Annotated in this window: 21 protein-coding genes and 4 tRNA genes; 10 read left to right on the top strand and 15 right to left on the bottom strand. The window is 62.4% G+C overall.

Annotated elements, in window-relative coordinates; translation table 11 throughout:
* Nucleotides 1-118: 118 nt before the first annotated feature.
* The 7 genes from mshD to VVR12_RS04760 all read left to right on the top strand — a co-directional run bounded on the left by mshD (nucleotide 119) and on the right by VVR12_RS04760 (nucleotide 7,743).
* Nucleotides 119-1,144, top strand: coding sequence for a mycothiol synthase (mshD, locus tag VVR12_RS04730; protein WP_368550026.1), 1,026 nt, complete (start codon nucleotides 119-121; stop codon nucleotides 1,142-1,144).
* Nucleotides 1,145-1,190: 46 nt separating this feature from the next.
* Nucleotides 1,191-3,434 carry an RNA degradosome polyphosphate kinase gene (locus tag VVR12_RS04735; protein ID WP_409349880.1) on the top strand — a complete coding sequence of 748 codons (2,244 nt, stop codon included), beginning with the start codon at nucleotides 1,191-1,193 and terminating at the stop codon, nucleotides 3,432-3,434.
* 120 nt (nucleotides 3,435-3,554) lie between these two features.
* Complete coding sequence (locus VVR12_RS04740) at nucleotides 3,555-4,550, top strand: NUDIX domain-containing protein (RefSeq protein ID WP_368550028.1); 996 nt, start codon at nucleotides 3,555-3,557, stop codon at nucleotides 4,548-4,550.
* Nucleotides 4,551-4,569: 19 nt separating this feature from the next.
* Nucleotides 4,570-5,397, top strand: coding sequence for a thymidylate synthase (locus tag VVR12_RS04745; RefSeq protein ID WP_368550029.1), 828 nt, complete (start codon nucleotides 4,570-4,572; stop codon nucleotides 5,395-5,397).
* 54 nt (nucleotides 5,398-5,451) lie between these two features.
* On the top strand, nucleotides 5,452-6,048 hold the full coding sequence (locus VVR12_RS04750) for a dihydrofolate reductase (protein WP_368550030.1): 597 nt from the start codon (nucleotides 5,452-5,454) through the stop codon (nucleotides 6,046-6,048).
* 87 nt (nucleotides 6,049-6,135) lie between these two features.
* The gene (asd, locus tag VVR12_RS04755) at nucleotides 6,136-7,275 is read left to right on the top strand and encodes an aspartate-semialdehyde dehydrogenase (protein ID WP_368550031.1); all 1,140 of its coding nucleotides are present in this window, start codon (nucleotides 6,136-6,138) and stop codon (nucleotides 7,273-7,275) included.
* Between the two features lie 33 nt (nucleotides 7,276-7,308).
* Nucleotides 7,309-7,743 carry a GntR family transcriptional regulator gene (locus VVR12_RS04760; protein WP_368550032.1) on the top strand — a complete coding sequence of 145 codons (435 nt, stop codon included), beginning with the start codon at nucleotides 7,309-7,311 and terminating at the stop codon, nucleotides 7,741-7,743.
* Between the two features lie 24 nt (nucleotides 7,744-7,767).
* Here VVR12_RS04760 and VVR12_RS04765 read toward each other — a convergent pair whose 3' ends face one another.
* From VVR12_RS04765 to VVR12_RS04785, 5 genes are read right to left on the bottom strand one after another with little or no spacing between them, the layout of a single operon-like run.
* A complete protein-coding gene (locus tag VVR12_RS04765) occupies nucleotides 7,768-8,166 on the bottom strand; it encodes a TIGR02611 family protein (RefSeq protein ID WP_368550033.1) in 399 nt (132 codons plus the stop codon).
* A 19-nt stretch (nucleotides 8,167-8,185) separates the two neighbouring features.
* Entirely contained in the window at nucleotides 8,186-9,277 is a 1,092-nt protein-coding gene (locus VVR12_RS04770) for a UDP-N-acetylmuramate dehydrogenase (RefSeq protein WP_368550034.1), read from the bottom strand.
* Nucleotides 9,278-9,287: 10 nt separating this feature from the next.
* Entirely contained in the window at nucleotides 9,288-10,649 is a 1,362-nt protein-coding gene (locus VVR12_RS04775) for an MFS transporter (RefSeq protein ID WP_368550035.1), read from the bottom strand.
* Between the two features lie 32 nt (nucleotides 10,650-10,681).
* Complete coding sequence (locus VVR12_RS04780; protein WP_368550036.1) at nucleotides 10,682-11,146, bottom strand: MaoC family dehydratase; 465 nt, start codon at nucleotides 11,144-11,146, stop codon at nucleotides 10,682-10,684.
* Nucleotides 11,147-11,148: 2 nt separating this feature from the next.
* Complete coding sequence (locus VVR12_RS04785; RefSeq protein WP_368550037.1) at nucleotides 11,149-11,607, bottom strand: MaoC family dehydratase N-terminal domain-containing protein; 459 nt, start codon at nucleotides 11,605-11,607, stop codon at nucleotides 11,149-11,151.
* A gap of 177 nt (nucleotides 11,608-11,784) precedes the next feature.
* Here VVR12_RS04785 and VVR12_RS04790 point away from each other — a divergent pair, with 177 nt between their 5' ends.
* Nucleotides 11,785-13,083, top strand: a complete 1,299-nt coding sequence (locus VVR12_RS04790; protein ID WP_368550038.1) for an Nramp family divalent metal transporter — start codon at nucleotides 11,785-11,787, stop codon at nucleotides 13,081-13,083.
* A gap of 65 nt (nucleotides 13,084-13,148) precedes the next feature.
* Here the strand turns inward: VVR12_RS04790 and VVR12_RS04795 are convergent.
* The 5 genes from VVR12_RS04795 to VVR12_RS04815 all read right to left on the bottom strand — a co-directional run bounded on the left by VVR12_RS04795 (nucleotide 13,149) and on the right by VVR12_RS04815 (nucleotide 17,489).
* Nucleotides 13,149-13,220, bottom strand: a tRNA-Thr gene (locus VVR12_RS04795).
* Nucleotide 13,221: 1 nt separating this feature from the next.
* A tRNA-Met gene (locus tag VVR12_RS04800) sits at nucleotides 13,222-13,295 on the bottom strand.
* A 31-nt stretch (nucleotides 13,296-13,326) separates the two neighbouring features.
* A tRNA-Thr gene (locus VVR12_RS04805) sits at nucleotides 13,327-13,398 on the bottom strand.
* 180 nt (nucleotides 13,399-13,578) lie between these two features.
* The gene (locus VVR12_RS04810) at nucleotides 13,579-15,486 is read right to left on the bottom strand and encodes a DEAD/DEAH box helicase (RefSeq protein WP_409349881.1); all 1,908 of its coding nucleotides are present in this window, start codon (nucleotides 15,484-15,486) and stop codon (nucleotides 13,579-13,581) included.
* Nucleotides 15,487-15,884: 398 nt separating this feature from the next.
* Complete coding sequence (locus VVR12_RS04815) at nucleotides 15,885-17,489, bottom strand: DUF2079 domain-containing protein (RefSeq protein ID WP_368550039.1); 1,605 nt, start codon at nucleotides 17,487-17,489, stop codon at nucleotides 15,885-15,887.
* Nucleotides 17,490-17,613: 124 nt separating this feature from the next.
* On the opposite strand from VVR12_RS04815, the gene VVR12_RS04820 reads away from it, so the two are divergent.
* Nucleotides 17,614-18,612 (top strand): DNA-3-methyladenine glycosylase, encoded by a 999-nt coding sequence (locus VVR12_RS04820; RefSeq protein ID WP_368550040.1) that lies wholly within the window; start codon nucleotides 17,614-17,616, stop codon nucleotides 18,610-18,612.
* Nucleotides 18,613-18,710: 98 nt separating this feature from the next.
* Here VVR12_RS04820 and trxA read toward each other — a convergent pair whose 3' ends face one another.
* The 3 genes from trxA to VVR12_RS04835 all read right to left on the bottom strand — a co-directional run bounded on the left by trxA (nucleotide 18,711) and on the right by VVR12_RS04835 (nucleotide 19,676).
* Nucleotides 18,711-19,112: a thioredoxin gene (gene trxA, locus VVR12_RS04825; protein WP_368550041.1), complete on the bottom strand. Its 402-nt coding sequence runs from the start codon at nucleotides 19,110-19,112 to the stop codon at nucleotides 18,711-18,713.
* A gap of 115 nt (nucleotides 19,113-19,227) precedes the next feature.
* A tRNA-Tyr gene (locus VVR12_RS04830) sits at nucleotides 19,228-19,312 on the bottom strand.
* A 103-nt stretch (nucleotides 19,313-19,415) separates the two neighbouring features.
* The gene (locus VVR12_RS04835; RefSeq protein ID WP_368550042.1) at nucleotides 19,416-19,676 is read right to left on the bottom strand and encodes a hypothetical protein; all 261 of its coding nucleotides are present in this window, start codon (nucleotides 19,674-19,676) and stop codon (nucleotides 19,416-19,418) included.
* Between the two features lie 136 nt (nucleotides 19,677-19,812).
* On the opposite strand from VVR12_RS04835, the gene VVR12_RS04840 reads away from it, so the two are divergent.
* Nucleotides 19,813-20,304 (top strand): YajQ family cyclic di-GMP-binding protein, encoded by a 492-nt coding sequence (locus tag VVR12_RS04840; protein WP_368550043.1) that lies wholly within the window; start codon nucleotides 19,813-19,815, stop codon nucleotides 20,302-20,304.
* A 48-nt stretch (nucleotides 20,305-20,352) separates the two neighbouring features.
* Here VVR12_RS04840 and htpX read toward each other — a convergent pair whose 3' ends face one another.
* Nucleotides 20,353-21,234: a zinc metalloprotease HtpX gene (gene htpX / locus VVR12_RS04845; RefSeq protein WP_368550044.1), complete on the bottom strand. Its 882-nt coding sequence runs from the start codon at nucleotides 21,232-21,234 to the stop codon at nucleotides 20,353-20,355.
* Between the two features lie 12 nt (nucleotides 21,235-21,246).
* Nucleotides 21,247-21,450: a hypothetical protein gene (locus tag VVR12_RS04850; RefSeq protein ID WP_368550045.1), complete on the bottom strand. Its 204-nt coding sequence runs from the start codon at nucleotides 21,448-21,450 to the stop codon at nucleotides 21,247-21,249.
* Nucleotides 21,451-21,511 lie beyond the last annotated feature (61 nt).

The following is a 21,511-nucleotide window of genomic DNA, read 5'->3' on the forward strand; positions in this document are numbered from 1 at the left end:
CGTGTGGGCCGTGATGCGGATCTCTTCTGTGGAAATAAGGGCCAGCCAGAGGCGGTCGGTTATGGGTAGAGTTAAGAGAGAACCACCGCGCCGCGACACCGAGCCCACAGGAGAATCTATGAGCGAGACCAAATACCCTGCAGCCGAGCCTGTGGTGGTAGATCTTTCCGTGGACGTCGCTGAATCCGCACATCGGCTGGTCGAAGAGATCACCGCTCTCGACGGCACCTCGCCGCTGTCTGAGCAGACCCTCGTCGAGCTGAGCAAGGTCGCCCGTCGCGTGGATTCCGGTGAGATTTCCTCGGCGCAGGCCCCCGTGGCGCTGGTGCTCTGGTTTACCGAACCCGAGCGTCCAGTGGCGGTATTCTGCGCTGTCTTGGCCGAAGACTCCCAGCACGGCACGATCGAGGGCGCCGTGCACCCCGAATTTCGCGGTCAATCAATAGGTTCCCGCTCCTTGCGTGCGCTGGTCGATTATGTGCGGGAACAGGCGCCGGGTTGCTACGACCTCTGGGCGCACCAGGTTCGCTCCCCCGGTTCAGACCAGACCTCGGCACGTTCGGCGCACCTGGCCGACGAAGTGGGGCTCTCCCCGGTGCGTGAGCTTCGCAAGCTACGCCTGCCGCTGACCGAGCAATCGCGGGAGACTATCTCCGCTCAGGCTCGGGAGCACACCGGGCCGGCCGAGATCACGATAGATACTTTCGTCCCGGGCACTGACGACGAGGCCTGGGTTGAGCTGAATGCCGCCGCGTTCGCCGATCACCCCGAGCAAGGCAAGCTCACGCTGGCTGACCTGGACGAGCGCATGAACTCGGAGTGGTTCCGCGCAGAGGGGTTCTTCTTGGCCCGCGCCGAGGATCAGTTGGCCGGTTACCACTGGACCAAGATTCCCGCGGGCCAGCACGCCGAGGGGGAGGTCTACGCGATCGGCATCGCTCCGCAGTGGCAGGGCAAGAAATTAGGACGCGCGTTGACACTTGCCGGGATGGATTACCTTGCCCACGCCACCACGGTCGAGGGCGAGCCGTTGGAAAACATCGTGCTCTATGTCGATGCCGATAACCTTCCCGCGGTCAAGCTCTACGACTCGCTCGGTTTCGCCACCGCCACCGTCGACGTCATGTACACCGGCGTCCTCTAACCCCTCTTCGTTTTTCATTTTTCACCGTATCTCAGAGAAAGAGCTCATGATGACAGGCCCTACCTCAGCTGCTAATCAGCAGGAACCTCGACCGCTGGTGCACCACATCGGCGGTGACATCAACAAGATCGATCGCGCCGAAACCCAGGGTGATCGCATCGACCGGGTGGAGAAGATCAAGCTCCCTCATCTGGCCGGTGAGTTCGGCGCGGACCGTTTCTTGGACCGCGAAACCTCGTGGTTGGAGTTCAACACCCGCGTGTTGGAGTTGGCCGAAGATCCCGATCTCTACTTGTTGGAGCGGTTGAATTTCCTCTCCATCGTCGGTTCGAACCTTGATGAGTTCTTCATGGTTCGCGTGGCGGGTCTGCGTCGTCGCATCGCCACCGGCATCGCCGTGCCCTCCGCCGCGGGTATCACCCCCGAAGAGCAGATGGAAGACATCGCAGAATCCGCCCACGAGCTCATGGAGCGGCAGCACCGTTGCTTCCACGAGGAGGTTGTGCCGGCGCTGGAGAAAGAGCAGATCCGCATCGTGAAGTGGGATGATCTCGAGCGTGAAGCCCGCGATCGCCTGCACAAGTACTTCGATGAGGAGCTCTTCCCAATCCTCACCCCGCTGGCGGTGGATCCGGCGCATCCCTTCCCCTACATCTCGGGTCTCTCGCTGAACCTGGCCGTCGTGGTGCGCAACCCCAAGTCCGGCAAGGAGCTCTTCGCCCGTCTGAAGGTGCCCGATACTCTGGATCGCATGATCTCGATCGACGGTTCCCGCGCCGTCAACTCGCCCTCCCGCGAGGCCCGCTTCATCGCCCTGGAAGATGTCATTGCTAAGCACCTTGACGTGCTGTTCCCCGGTATGGAGGTTGTCGAACAGCACGCGTTCCGCGTGACCCGCAACGAGGATCTCGAGGTTGAAGAGGACGACGCAGAGAACCTCTTGCAAGCCCTGGAGAAGGAATTGTTGCGCCGTCGTTTCGGCCCTCCGGTGCGTTTGGAGGTCGAGGACACGATCAACCCGAACGTGCTCGAGCTGTTGATCTCGGAACTGCGCATCGAGGAGTCAGAGGTCTACAAGCTACCGGCTCCGCTGGATCTGCGTGGCATGGGTGCCATCGTCAAGGCCAACCGCCCGGCGCTGCACTACCCCAAGCACATCGCGCATACCTCGCGCTGGCTCAACGAAAACGAGACCTCGAAGGCCGCGAACGTCTTTGCCGCCACCCGCTCACACGACGTTCTGCTACACCACCCCTACGATTCCTTCGCCACCAGCGTCCAGGCCTTCCTCGAACAGGCCGCCGCCGACCCCAAGGTCATGGCGATCAAGCAAACCCTGTACCGCACCTCGGGTGACTCCCCGATTGTGGACGCCCTTATCGAGGCCGCCGAGGCCGGCAAACAGGTGCTCGCTCTCGTCGAGATCAAGGCCCGCTTCGACGAGGAAGCCAACATCAAGTGGGCTCGCAAGCTCGAGCGCGCCGGCGTGCACGTGGTCTACGGCATCGTGGGTCTGAAGACCCACTGTAAGCTTTCACTGGTGGTCCGCAAGGAGAGCGACGGCCTGCGTCGTTACTGCCATATCGGAACCGGTAACTATCACCCCTCGACGGCCCGTTTCTACGAGGACCTTGGCCTGTTGACCTGTGATCCGCAGATCACCGAGGACGTCTCGCGTCTGTTCAACCAGCTCTCCGGGTACGCACCGAAGTCGACCTACAAGTCGCTGCTGGTGGCCCCGCGTTCCATCCGGTCGGGCCTCATCGACAACGTCAACCGCGAGATCGAGCACAAGTTGGCCGGGCACGAGGCGAAGATCCAAATCAAGTGCAACTCGATGGTGGACGAAGCCATCATCGATTCGCTCTACCGCGCCTCGCAGGCTGGCGTCGAGGTCAACGTGGTGGTCCGCGGAATCTGCGCGCTGCGTCCGGGGGTGCCGGGGCTGTCGGAGAACATCAAGGTGCGTTCGGTGCTCGGTCGATTCCTCGAACACTCGCGCGTGTTTACCTTCGCGAACGCGGGCAAGCCGAAGATCTTCATCGGCTCGGCCGACATGATGCACCGCAACCTGGACCGCCGTGTGGAGGCGCTGACGGTGATCAAGTCGGAGCAGAACAAAAAGTACCTGCTGGATATGTTCGACAATTACATGTCGGAGAAAACCGCCAGCTGGCACCTCGGTTCCGACGGTGAGTGGACCCGCCACTTCAAGGATGAGGCGGGCAAGCGCCTGATGGACGTGCAGTCCTTCTACCTGGCGAGCCGCGAAGGCAAAAAGCGGAAGTAGGTAACCTAACAAAATAGGTGACAGCCCCGCGTTTAGGCGCGCGTGGGCTTGGCCGTAGAATGGCTGTGGGAGCAGGTGCTTCCACAGCCATTCTTTGTTGTTGTGCTTGAGGAGAGCTTCATGTCCAAAACCTCGGTTTACCTCGCCCACCACCGTGACGGACGCCCGTCCTTCGAGCGGTTTTATGGGCAGGCACCGGCGGTCACTGCGGCAGGTTGCCTGATCTGGCGGATGAAGCAAGACGAACTACAGGTTCTGATCATTCACCGCCCCAACTACGACGACTGGTCGTGGCCTAAGGGCAAGCTCGACGAGGGAGAAACCATACCCGAAACTGCGGTGCGCGAGGTTCGCGAAGAAGTCAACCTCAAAGTCACTCTGGGGGCCCCGCTGGCCGTAACCGAGTACAAGGTCAAACAGGGTACCAAACACGTTTATTACTGGGCCGCGCAGCTGCCCGCCGGTGCCGAGGCTAAGGCGGATAAGAACGAAGTGGACGAGTTGCGCTGGGTCACTACCGCACAGGCCCGCAAACTGTTGACCAACTCTTCCGACGTTCTCCCCCTGGATGAGCTCGAGAAGCTACATAAAGAGCGCGACCTGGCGACCCGGCCGGTGATCATCGTCCGTCACGCCAAGGCCAAACCCCGTTCGACCTGGTCCGCCGCGGAGGGCGAGCGCCCGCTGGCGGCGACCGGTAAACGACAGGCCATGGCGGTATGCCGCCTGCTCGAGGCCTGGGGCCCGCAGAAGCTCTACAGCTCACCCTGGACCCGTTGCATGCAGACCATCGCGCACTACAACAGGCGCACCGGGGTTCCGATCAAGACGAAATCGGCGATCACCGAGGCCGCGCATAAGCGCCGACCCAAGCGAGCCGCCAAGGTCGTGCAATCGGTATTCGATAAGGATTACCCCGTGGCGCTCTGCACCCACCGCCCGGTGTTGCCCACCGTGTTAGAGGTGTTGGCCAAAAACTCGAACAAACACCTGGCCTCCTGCCTGCCGGACGCCGATCCCTATCTGGTGCCCGGTGAAATCCTGGTGCTACAGGTATCGCGTCGGCATTCCGATCGGGTGGTCTCGCTGGAGCAGATCAAGCCCTTCGGTGACTAAGCAGGGTTAGACTGAAACTATGTCTAAGCCCCACATCGCCACCCCCTACGAAGACCTCCTCGCCGAGATCATGGAGACCGGCCAGGATAAATCCGACCGTACCGGCACCGGCACCCGTTCGGTGTTTGGCCGTCAGATTCGCTTCGATCTGAAGGAATCGTTCCCGCTCATCACCACCAAGCGCGTGCATTTCAAGTCGGTCGCCATCGAGCTGCTGTGGTTCTTGCGCGGTGAGTCCAACGTCCGCTGGCTTCAAGAGCGCGGCGTGAGCATCTGGGACGAGTGGGCCGACGAGAACGGGGAACTCGGCCCCGTCTACGGCGTACAGTGGCGCTCCTGGCCCGCCGGCCACGGGGAAACCATCGACCAGATCGCGCGCGTGGTGGACTCACTGAAGAACAATCCCGACTCACGACGTCACATCGTCTCGGCGTGGAACCCCGCCGAGGTCGACAACATGGCGCTACCGCCCTGCCACGCGCTCTTCCAGTTCTACGTCACCCACGTGCAGGACGGCCCCGACGAGCTCTCGTGTCAGCTCTATCAGCGCAGCGCCGATATGTTCTTGGGCGTGCCCTTCAACATCGCGTCCTATGCTTTGCTTACCCAGCTGGTGGCCCATGAAGTGGGGATGGTTCCCGGCGAGTTCGTATGGACCGGTGGTGACTGCCACATCTACTCGAACCACTTCGACCAAGTCAAGGAACAGCTTTCCCGCGAGCCCTACCCCTACCCACGGTTGATCATTAAGAACCACAAGCCCTCGCTGGCCGACTACGAGTACGAAGACTTCGAGCTGGTCGACTACCGCCACCACCCGACCATTCAGGCCCCCATCGCGGTCTAGCCCCCCCAGACGCATCCAGACCACGCCTAACCCCGCCACGGGAGGAACATTTTCATGAGCACCACATCCGGTCAGCCGGCACTGAAGGCTATCTGGGCGCAGTCCCTCAACGCGGTAATCGGCCGCGATGGGGCCATGCCCTGGTACGCTCCCGAAGACCTGACGCACTTCAAGAATCAGACCCTCGGTGCACCGGTGATTATGGGTCGCAAAACTTGGGAGTCGTTCCCTCCCGCGTATCGGCCTTTACCCGGTCGCGATAATTTTGTGATTTCCTCCCGGGTGAACACCCCGCAACCCGGCGCGGGCGCGCTGTGGGTGCCCTCGATGGACGCCGCTCTCGAGCTGGCCTCTTCGGCCGGCGACACGCTGTGGCTCATCGGCGGGTCGAGCCTGTACCACGCAGTGTTTGAGCGTGACGACCTGCCGCACGTGGCCGGGTCCCGGGTCACCGAGGTGCAACGCACCGTTTTCGCAACGGTGGCGGAGGGTGAATCCACCGCCCCCGAACTCGGGGCGGACTGGGTGTTGCAGGACGCCAGCGAGTGGGCGACCAGTGCCAAAGGCTGGGTGCAACCGGTGGCCGGGGGCGAGAAGAAACCGCTCGAGTACCGCTTCGAGACCTGGGTGCTGGCAGACCATCAGGACTGAGCACCGCGGGTGTCTCATTTTCTGAAAAGCGTTACCGAAAGTTTCGCTATCCGGCCGTGTCCACCAGAGTCGCTATAGACTAAACCCATGACTTTTACTTCCGGTGACTCAGTTGGTTTCGTAGGCTACCGCGGCATGGTGGGCTCCGTGCTCATGCAGCGCATAATCGAAGAGGGTGATTTTAAGCGGATAACTCCCGTCTTCTTCTCCACTTCGCAGGCGGGCAAGCCGGCCCCCACCTTCGACGGCCTGTTGCCCGAATCGACCCTGCTCGACGCACACGATCTGGACGCGCTGGCCAAGTTGCCGATTATTGTCACCGCACAGGGTGGCGACTACACCAAGGCCGTGCACCCGAAGCTACGCGAACGCGGCTGGGACGGCCTCTGGATCGACGCCGCCTCGACCCTGCGCATGAACGACGACTCGGTGATCGTTCTCGACCCGATCAACCGCGATGTCATCGACCGCGGGCTTGAATCCGGTGTGAAGGACTTCATCGGTGGTAACTGCACCGTTTCCTGCTTGCTGATGGGCCTGGGTGGCCTGTGGAAGAACGGCCTGGTCGAATGGGCCACCTCGATGACTTATCAGGCCGCATCCGGCGGCGGTGCCCGCCACATGCGCGAGGTTCTGCAGCAGTTCGGCGATATCAACGGTTCCGTAGCGCAGGAACTGGCCGATCCCGCCTCGGCGATCCTTGAGATCGACCGGAAGGTGCTGGCCAAGCAGCGCTCCGGTGAGCTGAATACCGACCAGTTCGGCGTGCCTCTGTCTGGTTCGTTGATCCCCTGGATCGATACCGACCTGGGCAACGGCCAGTCTCGCGAGGAGTGGAAGGCCGAGGCCGAATCCAACAAGATTCTGGGGTTGACCGGTGACGACCGCGTGGTCCTCGACGGCCTCTGCGTGCGAATCGCCACCATGCGTTCACACTCTCAGGCCCTGACCATCAAACTCACCGAAGACCTCTCGGTGGCCGAGATCGAAAAGCTCATCGATGAAGACAACGAGTGGGCCAAGGTGGTGCCCAACGAGCGGGAAGCCACCATGCAGCAGCTCACCCCCGTGGCGGCGTCCGGCACTTTGGAGATCCCGGTCGGTCGCATCCGCAAGCTGAACATGGGGCCGCAGTACATCAGCGCGTTCACCGTCGGCGACCAGCTGCTCTGGGGTGCGGCCGAGCCCGTGCGCCGTATGCTCGCCATCGCCACCGGCGCGATCTAATCGCCTAGCAACATCAAGGGGGATGGTGTTTGAGTGAAAGATGTGGATAGCTTCACGGCAGTCGACGCAGCACACAACAACACCGAAGCTGTGTTACTGAACTTTGAAGTGAAGAAAGATTCCGACGTGCCGCCGTACTCGCAATTGCGGCGGGCTATCATCGCCCTGCGCGCCGAGGGAACGCTGGTGGCCGGCGACCGCCTGCCACCCATGCGTTCCCTGGCGCAGTCGCTGGGTTTGGCCGTCAATACCGTGGCGAAGGCGTACAAAGAGCTCGAAGCCGCCGGCGCGATCGAAACCCGTGGACGCGCCGGTAGCTTCATCACCGCGCTCGACTCCACCGGCGCCAAGATCCAGGCGCTGACCACCCGCTACGTGGCGGGCATGCGAAAGCTGGGAATCGACGACGAAGAGATCCTGCTCGTGTGCAAACATCGGCTGGGGCTCACCGACCCCGACGAACGCTAGCGTCCCTCTACAGCGGGGCTGAAACTAGCCGCCGTGGTAGTGCACGCCCGAGGGGCAGAAGTGTTCTTTGTTGGTTCTGCCCTGCCACCGCGCCCGCGTCTGACGACGGTGGCGTTCGTGACGGTGGTGTTCGATCCGGTGCCAGGCCTTGACGAACTGCCTTCTGCCCCACACGTTCAAACGGTGCGCGGCGGAGAATTCGGTCCCCCAGAGGCCGAACCCCAGGAAGATCGCGAGCCACCCCGGCCCCGGGGTCACGAGCATGATGATGCCGGCGACTACGCAGACCAGGCCCACCACGAAAACCAGTACACGGTAGACCTGCAAGAGAAGATAATGCCGGGCCATGAAGCCACGGATCTTGCTCATCCCCCGGTGCAACCGCGAACGGTGTGCCTCGGGGAGCTCGTCGTGAACAGACACCTGCCGCCGTCGCTTTCGGTTACAGAGTAGCGCCTACGAGCACGGGCTCGGGAACCAGAGTGACGCCAAACTTCTCGGCCACACCGTCACGCACGGCCGCGGCGATAGCCAACAGGTCAGCGCAGGACGCCTCACCGCGGTTGGTAATCGCCAGGGTGTGCTTGGTCGACAGGGAGGCGCGACCGCCGGCGATCTCACGGGAGTCGCCCTCCAAACCGAAGCCTTTCTCGAAACCGGCCTGCTGAATCAGCCAGGCGGCGCTGAACTTGGTCTTTCCCTCGACCACCTGACCGGAGGCGTCCGTGACCGGGTAACGCGGGGCGTTCTCGGGCATCTTGGCCGCCACTGCGTCGTCCACAATGGGGTTGGTGAAGAAGGAGCCGGTGGAGTAGGTATCGCGGTCGGCGGGGTCCCAGACCATGCCCTTGCCCGCGCGCAACCGCAAGACGGTCTCGCGCACGGCGGCAGACTCGGCGCGCTCCCCTACCTCAACGCCTAGCTGACGGGCGAGCTCGGCATAGCGGATCGGCGCCGAGAGCGACCCGAACTCAAATTGAAAGTCAACGCTGAGCACCACATAGCGGGGCGAACCGTCGACGATGGACTGCTTGAGGATCGAATCACGGTAGGCGAACTTCAGATCCGCCGCGGCAAAGGTCTTACGCTGCTTCGTCTGGCGGTCCCAGGTGCTCACCCGCGAGATAGTCTGCGAGACCTCGGCGCCGTAGGCACCCACGTTCTGCACCGGAGTCGCGCCCACCACGCCGGGAATACCGGAGAGCGCCTCGACACCCACCCACTCGTTCTCGATGGTGGCGGCGACGAAGTCGTCCCAGTTGTGGCCCGCCTGAACGCGGACGTTGGCGCCACCGCACGCGGGGACGTCCAGCTTCTCGTATCCGGTGGAGGCCACGTGAATCACGGTGCCGTCGAAGCCTTCGTCGGCCACCAAGATGTTGGAACCGCCGCCGACGATAAGTACCTTCTCGCCGGCCTCGTCGGCTGCGGAAACGGCATCGATAATGCCCTGCTCATCGATCACGCGAACGTAGGTCGTCGCGGGGCCGCCCACGGCGGCGGTGGTCAGTTCACTCAAGTCTGTTGTGCTCACGGGTATAAGCCTATTCTGTTTCTCGTGTGAGGGGATAATTCGCGGTGTTTTTCTCCCCCGATGTGCCCGGCTGGCCGGTTTCCTGCCTGGACTGGTGGGCGGTGATCCGAGGTAGTTCGCCGGTACTCGGGAAGATCTGCGGGATCGTCTCGGTGTAGGTCGACTCGTGCTCGCGCTGCCCCATCTCGGGGGCCAGCACGCGCGTCAGCGCCAGCGAGATGAGCACGAAGATCAGCACGAAGAGCAACGCGTACCGAATACCGAGGTGCTCACCCAGCAGACCCAGCAGCGGCGGGCCGCCGAGGAAGGCACCGTAACCGATGGTTGAGACGACCGAGACACGCACGGCAGACTTTAGCGGATCGTCCGAGGCCGCAGACATTCCCGTGGGGAAACCGAGGGAGGCTCCGATGCCCCAGATGAACAACCCGACGAAACCCAGGGGCACCGAGGGTGCGAAGATGAAGACGGTGATGCCCACCACTGCGCAGGTGCAGGTCACGCGGAGCACCTTCACCCGCCCGTGACGGTTGAGGAACCACGTGCCGGAGAGACGACCGATCATCATCGCCACCACAAACATCGTGTAACCCAGCGAGCCCACGGCGGCGTCGGTGCCGTAGTCTCGCGTCAGCGCGAGCGCCACCCAGTCGTTGGCCGAGCCTTCGGCCAGCGCCATTCCCAGCACAAAGAGGCCGATCAGCACGGTTCGTTTGTCTCGCCAGGCGTCGCGCACGCGGTAGTTGCCCACCTGCGCGAGCGCCTGGGTGTCATCTTGCCCGTAGTTCTCGCTGTGGCACCGGGTAAGGCTGAACAGGACGATGGCGATGATGGCCGCCGAGAAATACATCATGTGCACCATGAAGGGCACCCCGAGGATGGTATCGAGGGCGCCGATTCCCGCCCCGAGCACGGTGCCGATGGAGAAGAATCCGTGCATGATGGGGGTGACGAAGCGCCCCAGCGCGCGTTCTGCGGAGACGCCCTGGACGTTCGCGGCGACGTTCGCCACGGCCGTCCCCGCGCCCTGCATGACCAACCCGCACGCGGCCACGGGGATCAGCCCGAAGGAGACGGCGACCCCGACGACGATCAACCCCAGGCAGGCGGCCACGTATCCGGCGACGAGACAGGTTCGGGATCCGAACTTGCTCACCAGCGACCCGGAGGCGGTGACGGCGGCGAAAGACCCGATCGTCATCGCCAGCAGGAGCGCGCCCATCGGTCCCGGGCTCAGATGCAGGCCCGCCGCGACGTCGGGCAGACGGGCCAGCAGCGCCGAGATCAGCAGGCCCGAGGCGAAGAAGATGCCGAGTACCGCCCGGTACCACCGTTTGATGTCGGCTGGGGAAAGACGAGTGGATGCCGTCACAAGGAACCTTCCGCGCTTGAGGGTGTGGGTGTTTAGCTGAGTTGGACCAGCGCCTGCGCCTTGACGAGCACCTTCTGGTCGGCGCCGTCGGCGTCGGGGGCGGTGACGGTCAGGTCGATACGGGCCGTCCGTGCCTCATCGTCGAGCGCTGCGATCTTGCCCGAGATGCTCAGGATGTTGCCGCCCTCGCCGGGACCCTGCTCGCCCTCGGCGTCCGGCACTAGCACGGGCTTGGTGAAGCGGGTCTGATAGTCGATGATCGCGCCGGGGTCACCGACCCAGTCGGTCACCAGCTGCACCGAGGCGCCCATGGTGAACATGCCGTGGGCGATGACGCCGGGCAGGCCGACGGCGGTCGCAAAGCGCTCGTTCCAGTGAATGGGGTTGAAGTCTCCGGAGGCCCCGGCGTATTTGACGAGGTCTGCGCGGGTCACGGCCACAGTAGTGGAGCCGATTTCTTGGCCCTTGGTCAGGTCTGCAAAGTTCACGTTCGCCATGGTTACTCCTCGCCTCGTACCAGCAGGGACGAGACGCAGGTGGTCACGGCCTCACCGGATACGGTGGTGATTTCTTCGCGGGTGGTCAGCATCGCGCCGGCACCCATCACGCGCACGTTGTCTACGTGGACCTCGGTCTTCAGCTCGTCACCGGCGACGATGGGTCGGTGGTGGGTGAATCGCTGGTCGGCGTGGACGACGCGGGAGAAGTCGATCCCGGCGGTGGGGTCTTCGATGAGTGCGGCGTCCGCACGCTGTGCGAGGACGATGGCGAAGGTGGGCGGGGCGACGACGTCGCTGTACCCGGCCTCTTGAGCGGCCTGGGGGTCGAAGTGGAGGGGGCTGGTAGCTTTCACCGCGGCGGCGAAGGAGCGAATGTGCTCGCGCCCGACCTGGAAGGTTTCGTCGGCGGGGTACACCCGGCCGACGATCTCAGGATTAATGCTTGTGGTAGTGGACATGGGTTTAGTCTATCGGGGTTGCCCCGGGTTGCCGAAGGCAGGACGAGCTGACATCTGTGCAGGACGGCGCCGTGTTACACCCCGCACGGGGTGCGATTGCCCCACCTCCTTCACCTGTGGTTAGCTATCTCACACCGACCTCTGTTCATCACATCACGTCACATGCGAGGCCACACCATGAAATCACACCGCTTTGACCACCACCCGTCCTACCTCGTCGATCCGGACGAACCGGTCGACAAAATCTCGAGATACAAGATCATCGGCCCCGGCCTGGTGGTGGCAGCCACCGGGATAGGCGCCCCCGACCTCGTCGCCACCCTCATCGCCGGCTCCAAATACGGCTACACGCTCCTCTGGGCCGTGGTCGTCGGCGTGATCATGAAGATCGTGCTCGTCGAAGGCGCCGGACGCTACTCCCTGGCCACTGGCCGCACCATTTTCGAAGGCTGGCGCAGTCTGGGCGGGTGGACCTCCTGGTATTTTGGGCCCTACATCCTCATCTGGGGGTTTGTATATGATGCGACGGGGATGAGCTCAGCCGCCATGCCCCTGGCCGTGCTGTTTCCCGTTTTACCTCTGTGGGGCTGGGCCATCATCATGGGCCTGGTCGGTTTCGGCATCGTATGGTTGGGCAGGTACGCCCTCATCGAAAAGTTCACCGCCGTGCTGGTCGGACTGATGTTCCTGCTCATCGTGGGCCTGGCCATCTATACTCTGCCGAACCTGCCCGAGCTCTTCCGTGGACTCATCCCGATGCTCCCCTCGGGTAGCGTCACCTACACTCTGGCGTTGGCAGGGTCGGTGGGTGGCACCATCACCCTGGCCGCCTACGGTTACTGGCTCCGTGAAAAGGGCTGGGCTTCACCGCGCTTCATGCGAGTCATGCAGTTGGACAACGTGGTTGCCTATGTCTGTTCCGGGTTGTTTGTGGCGGCGACCTTCGTGCTGGGCGTAGAGGTTCTCTACTCGGCAGGTCTGGCCGTCTCCTCCGGCGACAAGGGGCTGCTCGACCTCTCGGAGGTACTGCACAGCCGCTACGGCGGCGTCATCGGCAACCTCTTCCTCGTAGGCTTCTGGGCGGCGTCCTTCTCCTCGGTCATCGGGGTCTGGTCGGGTGTAGCGCTGATGTTCGCCGACTACTGGGGCGTCACCCGCGGCAAGCCCGCCGGACACCCCGACACCCGCACCGGCGGTAAATACTTCAAGTTCTACCTGCTGTGGATCACCTTCCCGCCGATGATCCTCCTGCTACTGGATCGGCCGATCTTCCTGATCTTGCTCTACGGTGTGCTCGGGGCGCTGTTTATGCCCTTCCTCGCCGTGACCCTGTTGTGGATCCTCAACACCGACCGCACTCCGACCTGTTGGCGCAACGGATGGTTGACGAACCTGGTGCTCGGCATCTGCACCGTGCTCTTCGTGACCCTGGGTGCCATTCAAACCTACGAGGTGCTGGCCAAAGTCTTGGGGTAAGCGATGATCCCCGGTTCGGGGCATGAAAAAAGCCCATTCAGGAAAACCTGAATGAGCTTTATCTGAGCCCCGACCGGGAATCGATCCCGGGACCTCCATCTTACCAAGATGGCGCTCTACCACTGAGCTATCGGGGCGTAGCGGTGGACGGGCTCGATCCGTCGACCTCACGATTATGAGTCGTGCGCTCTAACCAGCTGAGCTACACCGCCATGTATGCGTCTTTAGAAGGACTCATACCAGAGCCCCGACCGGGAATCGATCCCGGGACCTCCATCTTACCAAGATGGCGCTCTACCACTGAGCTATCGGGGCAACAGAGAATACTCTACAGTAGCCGCGCGGCGGGGTGCAAATTTGAAAGCGGAGTTTTTCGGGTGTTCTGCACCACCCAAACCCGCAAGTAGCACCCCGTCGCGAGACCCGCCTGCCCCGGCGGCGTCCTGACCGCTCATAACGCGGTCATAACGCCCCGGCGCAGGTCACCTGATGGGCCTAGTAGCTCTTGCGACCCTTGAAACCGCCGCGGCGATCGTCGCGGTCGAAGCGCTTCTTGAAGCCACCGCGGTCGCCACGGTCATCGCGATCGTAGCGCTTCTTGAAACCGCCACCGCCGCGGCGATCATCACCGTCACGGTTGAAACGTTTCTTGAAACCGCCGGACTTCTTCGGGCCGTTGTCCTTGGAGATATCCAGGGGCTGGCCGTTGAGCTCGGTATCCTGCAGGCGATCGAAGAAGTCGCGCGGCAGATCCTCCGGCAGACCCACGATAGTGAAGTGCTTGCGGATGTCGATCGAGCCCACCTGGTTGCCCTTGATGCCGCCCTCGTTGGTCAAAGCGCCCACGATCATGCCCGGGTTCACGCGGTTCACGTGGCCCACCTGCAACTTGTAGTTGACCATGCCCTCTTCCTGGCGGCGTCCACGACGCTCCCCACGGTCACCGCGATCTCCACGGTCGCCAAAATCGTCGCGTTCGCGGCGGCCCTTGGGCTCGGGGATGTCTTCAACGAAGAAGGGACGACCCTCCTGGGCGATCACGGCGATGGCGGCTGCGATATCCAGCGGGTCAACATCGTTTTCGTTCTCGTAGTTGGTGATGATCTCGCGGAAGATGCTGAGATCTTCCGTCTCGATGGTGTCGGTGATCTGCTGAGCGAAACGAGACTTACGATTCTCGTTCACGTCGTTCACCGAGGGCATGTGCATGAGCTCGACCTTCTGGCGGGTAGCCTTCTCGATCTGACGCAGCATGTACTTCTCGCGCGGGGTCATGAAGAGGATAGCCTCACCCTCGCGGCCGGCGCGGCCGGTACGGCCGATGCGGTGCACGTACGACTCGGTGTCGTGCGGGATGTCGAAGTTGACGACCAGCGAGATGCGCTCGACATCCAGGCCACGGGCCGCAACGTCGGTGGCGATCAAGATATCGATACGGCCCTCACGCAACGACTCGACGGTGCGCTCGCGTAATTGCTGCGGGATGTCGCCGTTGATGGCCGCCGCCTGGTAACCGCGGGCTTTGAGCTTATCGGCCAGCTCCTCGGTCTCTTTCTTGGTACGGACAAAGGCGATCACGCCGTCGTAGTTGCCGACCTCCAACACGCGGGTCATCGCGTCCAGCTTGTGGGCGTGGTTGACCTGCATGTAGCGCTGGCGGATGTTGGTGGCGGTGGAGGTCTTCGCCTTCACCTGAATCTCGGTGGGGTCGTTGAGGTACTGCTCAGCGATCTTACGGATCGACTTCGGCATGGTTGCCGAGAACAGCGCCACCTGCTTGGTTTCGGGGGTCTCGGCGAGGATTTCCTCGACGGCCTCCTGGAAGCCCATGCGCAGCATCTCGTCGGCCTCGTCCAGGACCAGGTACTGCAGGTTCGACAGGTCCAGCGAACCCTTCTTCAGGTGGTCGATCACGCGACCGGGGGTGCCGACGACCACCTGGGCGCCGCGGCGCAGGCCGTTGAGCTGGGGGCCGTACGGCGAACCGCCGTAGACGGGTAGCACGGTGAAGTTATCCATGTAGGTGGCGTAGGAGCTGAAAGCCTCGGCCACCTGCAGTGCCAGTTCGCGGGTAGGTGCCAGGACCAGCACCTGGGTGTCTTTGTTGACGCCGTTCAGATCGGCCAGCTCGGCCAAACGGGAGAGGGCGGGAATCGCGAAGGCGGCGGTCTTGCCGGTACCGGTCTGTGCCAGACCGACGACGTCCTTACCTTCCAGCAACAGCGGAATGGTCTGCGACTGAATGGGCGAGGGAGTCTCGTATCCAACGTCGGTCAGCGCCGAAAGCACGCGGCCGTCGATGCCCAGGTCGGTGAACTTGATGCCTTGATCTTCGGCGGTGGTTGCTGCGGTGTTCTCGGTGGACTCGGTGGCTGCCTGCTGGGCAGAGGTTTCGTTCGTCAAATTTTCCTCATCGAGTGGGTTCGGCGGCGCAGGGTAGGCCCCTACGCCGTACCGGTCACCCCCTACAAAATGCTCGCAACAGGCTGTTCACCTAACGGTGGACGCACCAACCCTCATCAACTGCGCCAGGCACAGTCGCATCACCGAGGCTGGGCATCCTAAGGCCCTGGCTGGACAATGCTGAGGTGGGGGTACGCGCTTCGAGCGAGCGGTATCTCATAAACCGTTGGCTCGGCGCCGTTTCAGGCGCCAGGCTAATCTGCGCGGAAAGCCGATCAAGAGAATCGATCGGTATGCGCTAAAACATCGGTATTCGGGGAATCCGGTCTGTACAGGTTCCACTCTACCCCACAAATATCGTTGCGAGACCCGCAGGTGATGCAACCGACAACCGGGCGTTACCGCACGGTGCGTTGTAACACCGTCACGGTGCCGATTTGCCGAAACACCTGGTAGGAGACCCCAAAATGCTCCCGCCCGTATGCCACCGGGTCTTCCGGCGGTTGCCCGCCCCAGGCCGAGTTGGCTCTATCGATCACCACGTATTCGGGGGCGGGTGCGCCGCGATGCCCAATCCAATAGACCTCTCGATCCGGCACAAGGTAGGTCAACACCGACAGGTCACTGGCCACCACCGAGCCGCGCGGTATCGCGTCCACCACCGACTGCTTCATGAGGTCCTCGGCTGAGAGTTGGCCGGTGGCAAAGTGAGGGTTGCCCAACTGGGTCAGCGGCGACTGGAAGAGCATGATGGCGGCGACCAGCGCGGCCAGAACTGGCACCACGATTCTCGAGGGAGTGCGGAAGGCGTCGGTTGCCTCACGCCACCGGGCAACCATCCCGTGTTGCGAGGCGGGGCGCACCAGCGTCCGTGCAGTGTACGAAAAGCGTGCCAGCGCGTCCAAAAGTGCGCAGAAGACCATCGGCATGAGCACCATCGAGTAGTGCCAGGTGGTGTCCCAGTACCCCTCGTTATCGGATAGGAACCGCCAGGCCAGCGTGGGAACGGTGACCAATGCCAGCGGCGAGGACACCCAGCACAGCACACCCACGAGCAGCAAAGTTCCCAGCGTCAGGGATTTCTGCCAGGGATAGAACATCAAGGCGGCCGACTGCAGCGGATCCCCCACCGCTGCGGGTAGGTCGATCTTGTCGGCGTAGTCGAACACGCCGTTGGTATTGAAGTGCGGCAAGATCACCTCGACGGCCAGCAGCGTCCACGCCAGCCCCCAGGTCATCACGGCCAGGCCGGTCACCGCAGACGTGGACGCCGCCAAGGAGTCCACCGCCTGACGGGAACGCACGCGCCAAGACACCGGGTTCGCCCCGCGTCGGGGCGCCACGGCGGCACCGGCTGCGCTCAGGCGACCCGAACGGGCCATGATCAGCAGACCCATGACCGCCACCGTGAAACCCAGGTCTTCTTTGACCCAGGCCAGCGGCAGGGCCCACAGCCCAGCGCGGATTAGGTGTTCCGAGCGGTCTTGACCCCGCGCCAGCACCATGTGGCCGAGACTCATCACCAGCAGCGGCAGGGCGCAGGCCACCTCGTGAAACTGCGCGGCCACCGCCTGCGAGATGCCGAAGCTGAAAGCGTACGCCCCCGCCAGCAACACCGCGCCCGCCGTCGGCAGAACGCGTTGAGCGAAACGGCACAAGAGGTAGGCCGAGAGGGCCACCAATCCGTTTTGTACGTAGAGCAGGGTGTCGGGCTGCGGGCGCATCCAATAGAAGGGCGTGAGCAAGAGGAGGATGGGGTGGAAATGGTCACCCCATAGGTTAAAACCCGCCCCCTTGATCGGCACGACCGGCGGCAGCTGTCCCTGTGAATAGGCCTGCAGGAGTTGCGCGAAAATACCCAGATCCCACGAGGGAGTCAGAAAATGCCGATACTGAAAGTAGGAGAAGGCGCAGTACACCGCCATGCTCAACGCAGCCACCACCAGGGCGGGCAAGCGCTCGAAAGAGAAAGCGCGCGGTAGCTGGGTTCTCTGCGCGGGCATGGGGCTCCTTGTGGGTTGGCGTGCACGGGGGGGGGTATAAAAACGCAAACTCTCCAGTCGAGGATACACATCTTGCTCCCCGCGATACCTGCCCAAACCGGTTGAGCGGTGAGAAAATGGAGGAGTGTTTACCGCCGCACTGACCATCACTCCCCCGCACCCGACGCACATGCGCCGCGTGTTGGCGGGTTTGGCGCGCGGCAGAGAAGACCCTACCGCCCGTGCCGGCATCGGCAATTCCCGGTCCTTCTGGGCCGTCGCCCGGGAGCTGGACACGGACGTCCTGGTGCGTTTCGAGCAACGCCCACCCCGCTCTGCGACCCTTGCCGATCGGTTCAGCTCTCCCATCGACGTGCGGCTGTGGGCGGAGTCCGGCGAGCGTACCGCGGCGGCCATGAACAGCCTCAGCGCGCGGTTACCCGATTGGGTCGGTGTTCACGACGACTGGGGTGCCTTTGTCGACGGCCCGTACGGCGACCTACCGCCCAGACTGCAGCGGGCGTATCGGGAAAACCCCGGCATCCGTCTGCCGGCCTCCGGCCAACTCTGGTGGCACACCGTTTCATCTATCACCGAACAACGGGTAACCAGCCTCGAAGCCTTCGCCGCGATCCGCCGCGTGTTGCGAACATGTGGCACGCCCGTCATGAACACGGGGTTAGCCGACCAGCCGCCGGGGATGTTCTTCCCGCCGTCGCCTCAGCGGCTACGGCAGATGCCCGCGTGGACCTGGCACCAGGCCGGGTACGACCGCTCTCGCAGCGAAGCGGTACTGCGATTCGCCGCCGCGGCGCCCTCCCTCCAGCGCATCGCCGATCAAGGTGGTCCGGGCGAGCTAGCCCGCGCGCTGAACAGCGTGGCGGGCATTGGGCCGTGGACGATCGCGGAGGTACTGCAACGCACCCACGGGCACCCAGATGCCGTGAGCGTCGGCGATTATCACCTGGCGCATCACGTGGGCTGGGCCTTTGAAGGACGTCGCGCCGACGACCAGCGCATGCTCGAGCTCCTGGCACCTTTCGCCGGCCACCGCAACCGCGTGATCGCGCTGATCCGCGCGGCGGGGGCGGGCGCCCCGCGCCGAGGTGCCAAGTACGCCCCGCAAGACCATCGCTGGCATTGAGCAACACCGAGCACAGGTCTCCCTCACAACGCTTCACCCCGCGTCACGAGGTGCGACGCGGGGTGAGGTGAAAACGGAAGATTCTCGGGCGCGGGCGGTTATGCTTGCTGCTGGCCCTGTTCGCCGTTCTGATTCTGGGCGGCTTCGGCCTCGGCAACCTGCTTACGGACGTCGTCCATGTCGAGGTCTCGCACAGCCTGGATGACCTGATCCAGCTGAGAGTTGTTCAGGGCGCCGGGCTGAGAGAAGACGAGGATGCCCTCGCGGAACGCCATGAGGGTGGGGATGGAGGAGATACCGGCTGCTGCGGCGAGCTCCTGCTGCGCCTCGGTATCTACCTTGCCGAAGGCGATGTCGGTGTTCTTCTCCGAAGCTTCTTCGAAGACGGGGCCAAACTGCTTACAGGGGCCGCACCACTCTGCCCAAAAATCGAGCAGGAGGATGTCATTGTTCTGTACGGTTTCCGTAAGGTTTTGCTGGGTAATTTCAAGAGTAGCCATAGCTTCACCCTACCGTTGACGGCCGATGACGCCCAACCGTTTTCTCTGTGAATGAACCTGCACCGTTGTTAAAAAAACAAGATCCCGACCTGAAACAGGTCGGGATCTTGAACAATGGTGGCAGATGAGGGATTCGAACCCCCGTAGGCAGTGCCAGCTGATTTACAGTCAGCCCCCTTTGGCCGCTCGGGTAATCTGCCGAGACCATATGTGGTTTTTAGTCCGCTCTCTGAACGAACGTGTCTACACTACCGAATATCTCGGGGAAATAAAAACCGACACCGGTCTTTGTGACAAACGCAACTAAGAGCCGGCGGTAATTGAGGCCTCGGCTTTGACCTGTTCTGCCATCATGTGCAATTCAAAATTCTCCAGGTAGGCGTAACCCTGTTCTACCGTGCACATTCCACTTTTGATCTCACGGACGATGTTACCCAGCACGCCCTCGAATCGGCGGCGGGCATCCGCGGTCTGAAGTGTTGCACCGAGCAGATACAACGGGGTCAGCTCCTCTTCCAGGGGGTGGGGCTGACGAGGTTGTAGTTGTTCCTTCATAGTCTCCATTCTGTACTCTTATTATTAACAGCACCTGAGAATCAGGTCACGTGTTGATAACGATTTGCGCGGGCCAACGCCGTCTGCAACGGCGGTTGAGATGTGCTGATACATTCGACCCACCACATCACTGCAAGGAGCATTCATGGCAAACGATTCATCATTCGACATCGTCTCCAAAGTCGACAAGCAGGAGGTTTCCAACGCTCTGAATCAAGCGTCCAAGGAAGTCTCCCAGCGCTACGACTTCCGCGGGGTCGGTGCGTCCATCGACTTTTCGGGCGAGAAGATCTTGATCAAGGCGAACTCCGAGGAGCGCGCGTTGGCAGTTTTGGACGTCTTCCAGTCGAAGCTGGTCAAGCGAGGCATCTCGTTGAAGTCGCTGGATTCGGGCGAGCCCTTTGCCTCCGGTAAGGAGTACCGCATCGAGTCATCGATCAAGGAGGGCATTGCCCAGGATGAGGCGAAGAAGATCTCGAAGATCATTCGCGACGAAGGGCCCAAGGGCGTCAAGGCACAGATTCAGGGCGATGAGCTCCGGGTGACCTCGAAATCCCGCGACGATCTGCAAGAGGTTATTGCGCTCCTGAAGTCTTCGGATCTCGAGGTTGACCTGCAGTTCGTCAACTACCGCTAAACCCGCTCGTCTCGTTCTACGAGGCAACGCTCGTCAAGGGGTGTGAACCTAGAAACGGTTCATGCCCCTTGCTTGTTGCTCCAAACGGGCAATACGCTGCTCCATCGGCGGGTGCGTAGAGAATAGGTTCCCCAGTCCCCCTCCGCGGAACGGGTTGGCGATCATCATCGACGCGGTGGACGCCACGCGACGGTCATCGGGGTTCAGCGGCCGGGCGTTGTTGCCGTGATGAAGCTTCTGTAGCGCCGAGGCCAGGGCCAGCGGGTCGCCCGTGAGGCGTGCGCTGTCTTCGTCGGCATCGAACTCGCGGGTTCGGCTAATCGCCATCTGGATGATGCCAGAGGCCATGGGGGCCAACAACGCGATCAACAGGCCACCAGCGGCGTTGGAGTTTTCTCGGTTGCCTCCGAAGAGGCCGGCGAAGCTCAGGTACTGCCCAATGGATGAGATCACCGAGGCCAACGCCGCGGCGATGGAACCGGTGAGGATGTCGCGGTTGTACACATGCATGAGCTCGTGCCCCAGCACTCCGCGCATCTCCCGCTCGTCCAATAATTGCAAGATGCCCTCGGTGCAACACACCGCCGCATTGCGCGGGTTGCGCCCGGTTGCGAAGGCGTTCGGCGTCATGGTTGGGGCCACGTAGAGACGCGGCATCGGTTGACCTGCCGAGGACGATAGCTCCTCCACGATTCGGTACAAACCAGGAACCTGTTGCGGCGTGACCGGGTACGCGTTCATGGATCGAATCGCGATTTTATCGGAGTTCCAATAGGTATAGGCGACGGTGGCTACCCCAATGAATGCGAAGACCCAGATGAAGAAGGCATTGTTGAAGAACAGGGCCACCGCATATCCGATAAGCGCCAGCACACCGACCATGGTGCCCATCAACAGGGCGGTTTTAAGTCCGTTGTTGTGCCCGTGCATCAGTGCGGCCTCCTATTGGCACGTAATGTTGTTGACCTTATACACGCCGAACCAACCGGCCAACGTGTAGTTGGTGTAGGGAGAGTTCAGGGCAGCGTTCGGGATCCAAACGTCTGACATCTGATCCCGACGCCCGGAGGCGGACTGGTACGTGACCGTGCACTGTTGCGCCTGGGAAGGATCCGGCGCGGGATTAATCAAAATAGACCAGTCCACCGAGGCGAACCATGCGAGATAATCTACGCTACCGTACCACCCCGGCACCACATTGGGGTTC

This window comes from Rothia sp. LK2588 (genome assembly GCF_040946465.1).
Taxonomy (GTDB): Bacteria; Actinomycetota; Actinomycetes; order Actinomycetales; family Micrococcaceae; genus Rothia.

Excerpts from the sequence above, each read along its gene's own strand:
- mshD (WP_368550026.1), top strand. The coding sequence starts at position 119 with ATGAGCGAGACCAAATACCCTGCAGCCGAGCCTGTGGTGGTAGATCTT.
- VVR12_RS04735 (WP_409349880.1), top strand. The coding sequence starts at position 1,191 with ATGATGACAGGCCCTACCTCAGCTGCTAATCAGCAGGAACCTCGACCG.
- VVR12_RS04740 (WP_368550028.1), top strand. The coding sequence starts at position 3,555 with ATGTCCAAAACCTCGGTTTACCTCGCCCACCACCGTGACGGACGCCCG.
- VVR12_RS04745 (WP_368550029.1), top strand. The coding sequence starts at position 4,570 with ATGTCTAAGCCCCACATCGCCACCCCCTACGAAGACCTCCTCGCCGAG.
- VVR12_RS04750 (WP_368550030.1), top strand. The coding sequence starts at position 5,452 with ATGAGCACCACATCCGGTCAGCCGGCACTGAAGGCTATCTGGGCGCAG.
- asd (WP_368550031.1), top strand. The coding sequence starts at position 6,136 with ATGACTTTTACTTCCGGTGACTCAGTTGGTTTCGTAGGCTACCGCGGC.
- VVR12_RS04780 (WP_368550036.1), bottom strand. The coding sequence starts at position 11,146 with ATGGCGAACGTGAACTTTGCAGACCTGACCAAGGGCCAAGAAATCGGC.
- VVR12_RS04785 (WP_368550037.1), bottom strand. The coding sequence starts at position 11,607 with ATGTCCACTACCACAAGCATTAATCCTGAGATCGTCGGCCGGGTGTAC.
- VVR12_RS04790 (WP_368550038.1), top strand. The coding sequence starts at position 11,785 with ATGAAATCACACCGCTTTGACCACCACCCGTCCTACCTCGTCGATCCG.
- VVR12_RS04815 (WP_368550039.1), bottom strand. The coding sequence starts at position 17,489 with ATGCCCGCGCAGAGAACCCAGCTACCGCGCGCTTTCTCTTTCGAGCGC.
- trxA (WP_368550041.1), bottom strand. The coding sequence starts at position 19,112 with ATGGCTACTCTTGAAATTACCCAGCAAAACCTTACGGAAACCGTACAG.
- VVR12_RS04835 (WP_368550042.1), bottom strand. The coding sequence starts at position 19,676 with ATGGAGACTATGAAGGAACAACTACAACCTCGTCAGCCCCACCCCCTG.
- VVR12_RS04840 (WP_368550043.1), top strand. The coding sequence starts at position 19,813 with ATGGCAAACGATTCATCATTCGACATCGTCTCCAAAGTCGACAAGCAG.
- htpX (WP_368550044.1), bottom strand. The coding sequence starts at position 21,234 with ATGCACGGGCACAACAACGGACTTAAAACCGCCCTGTTGATGGGCACC.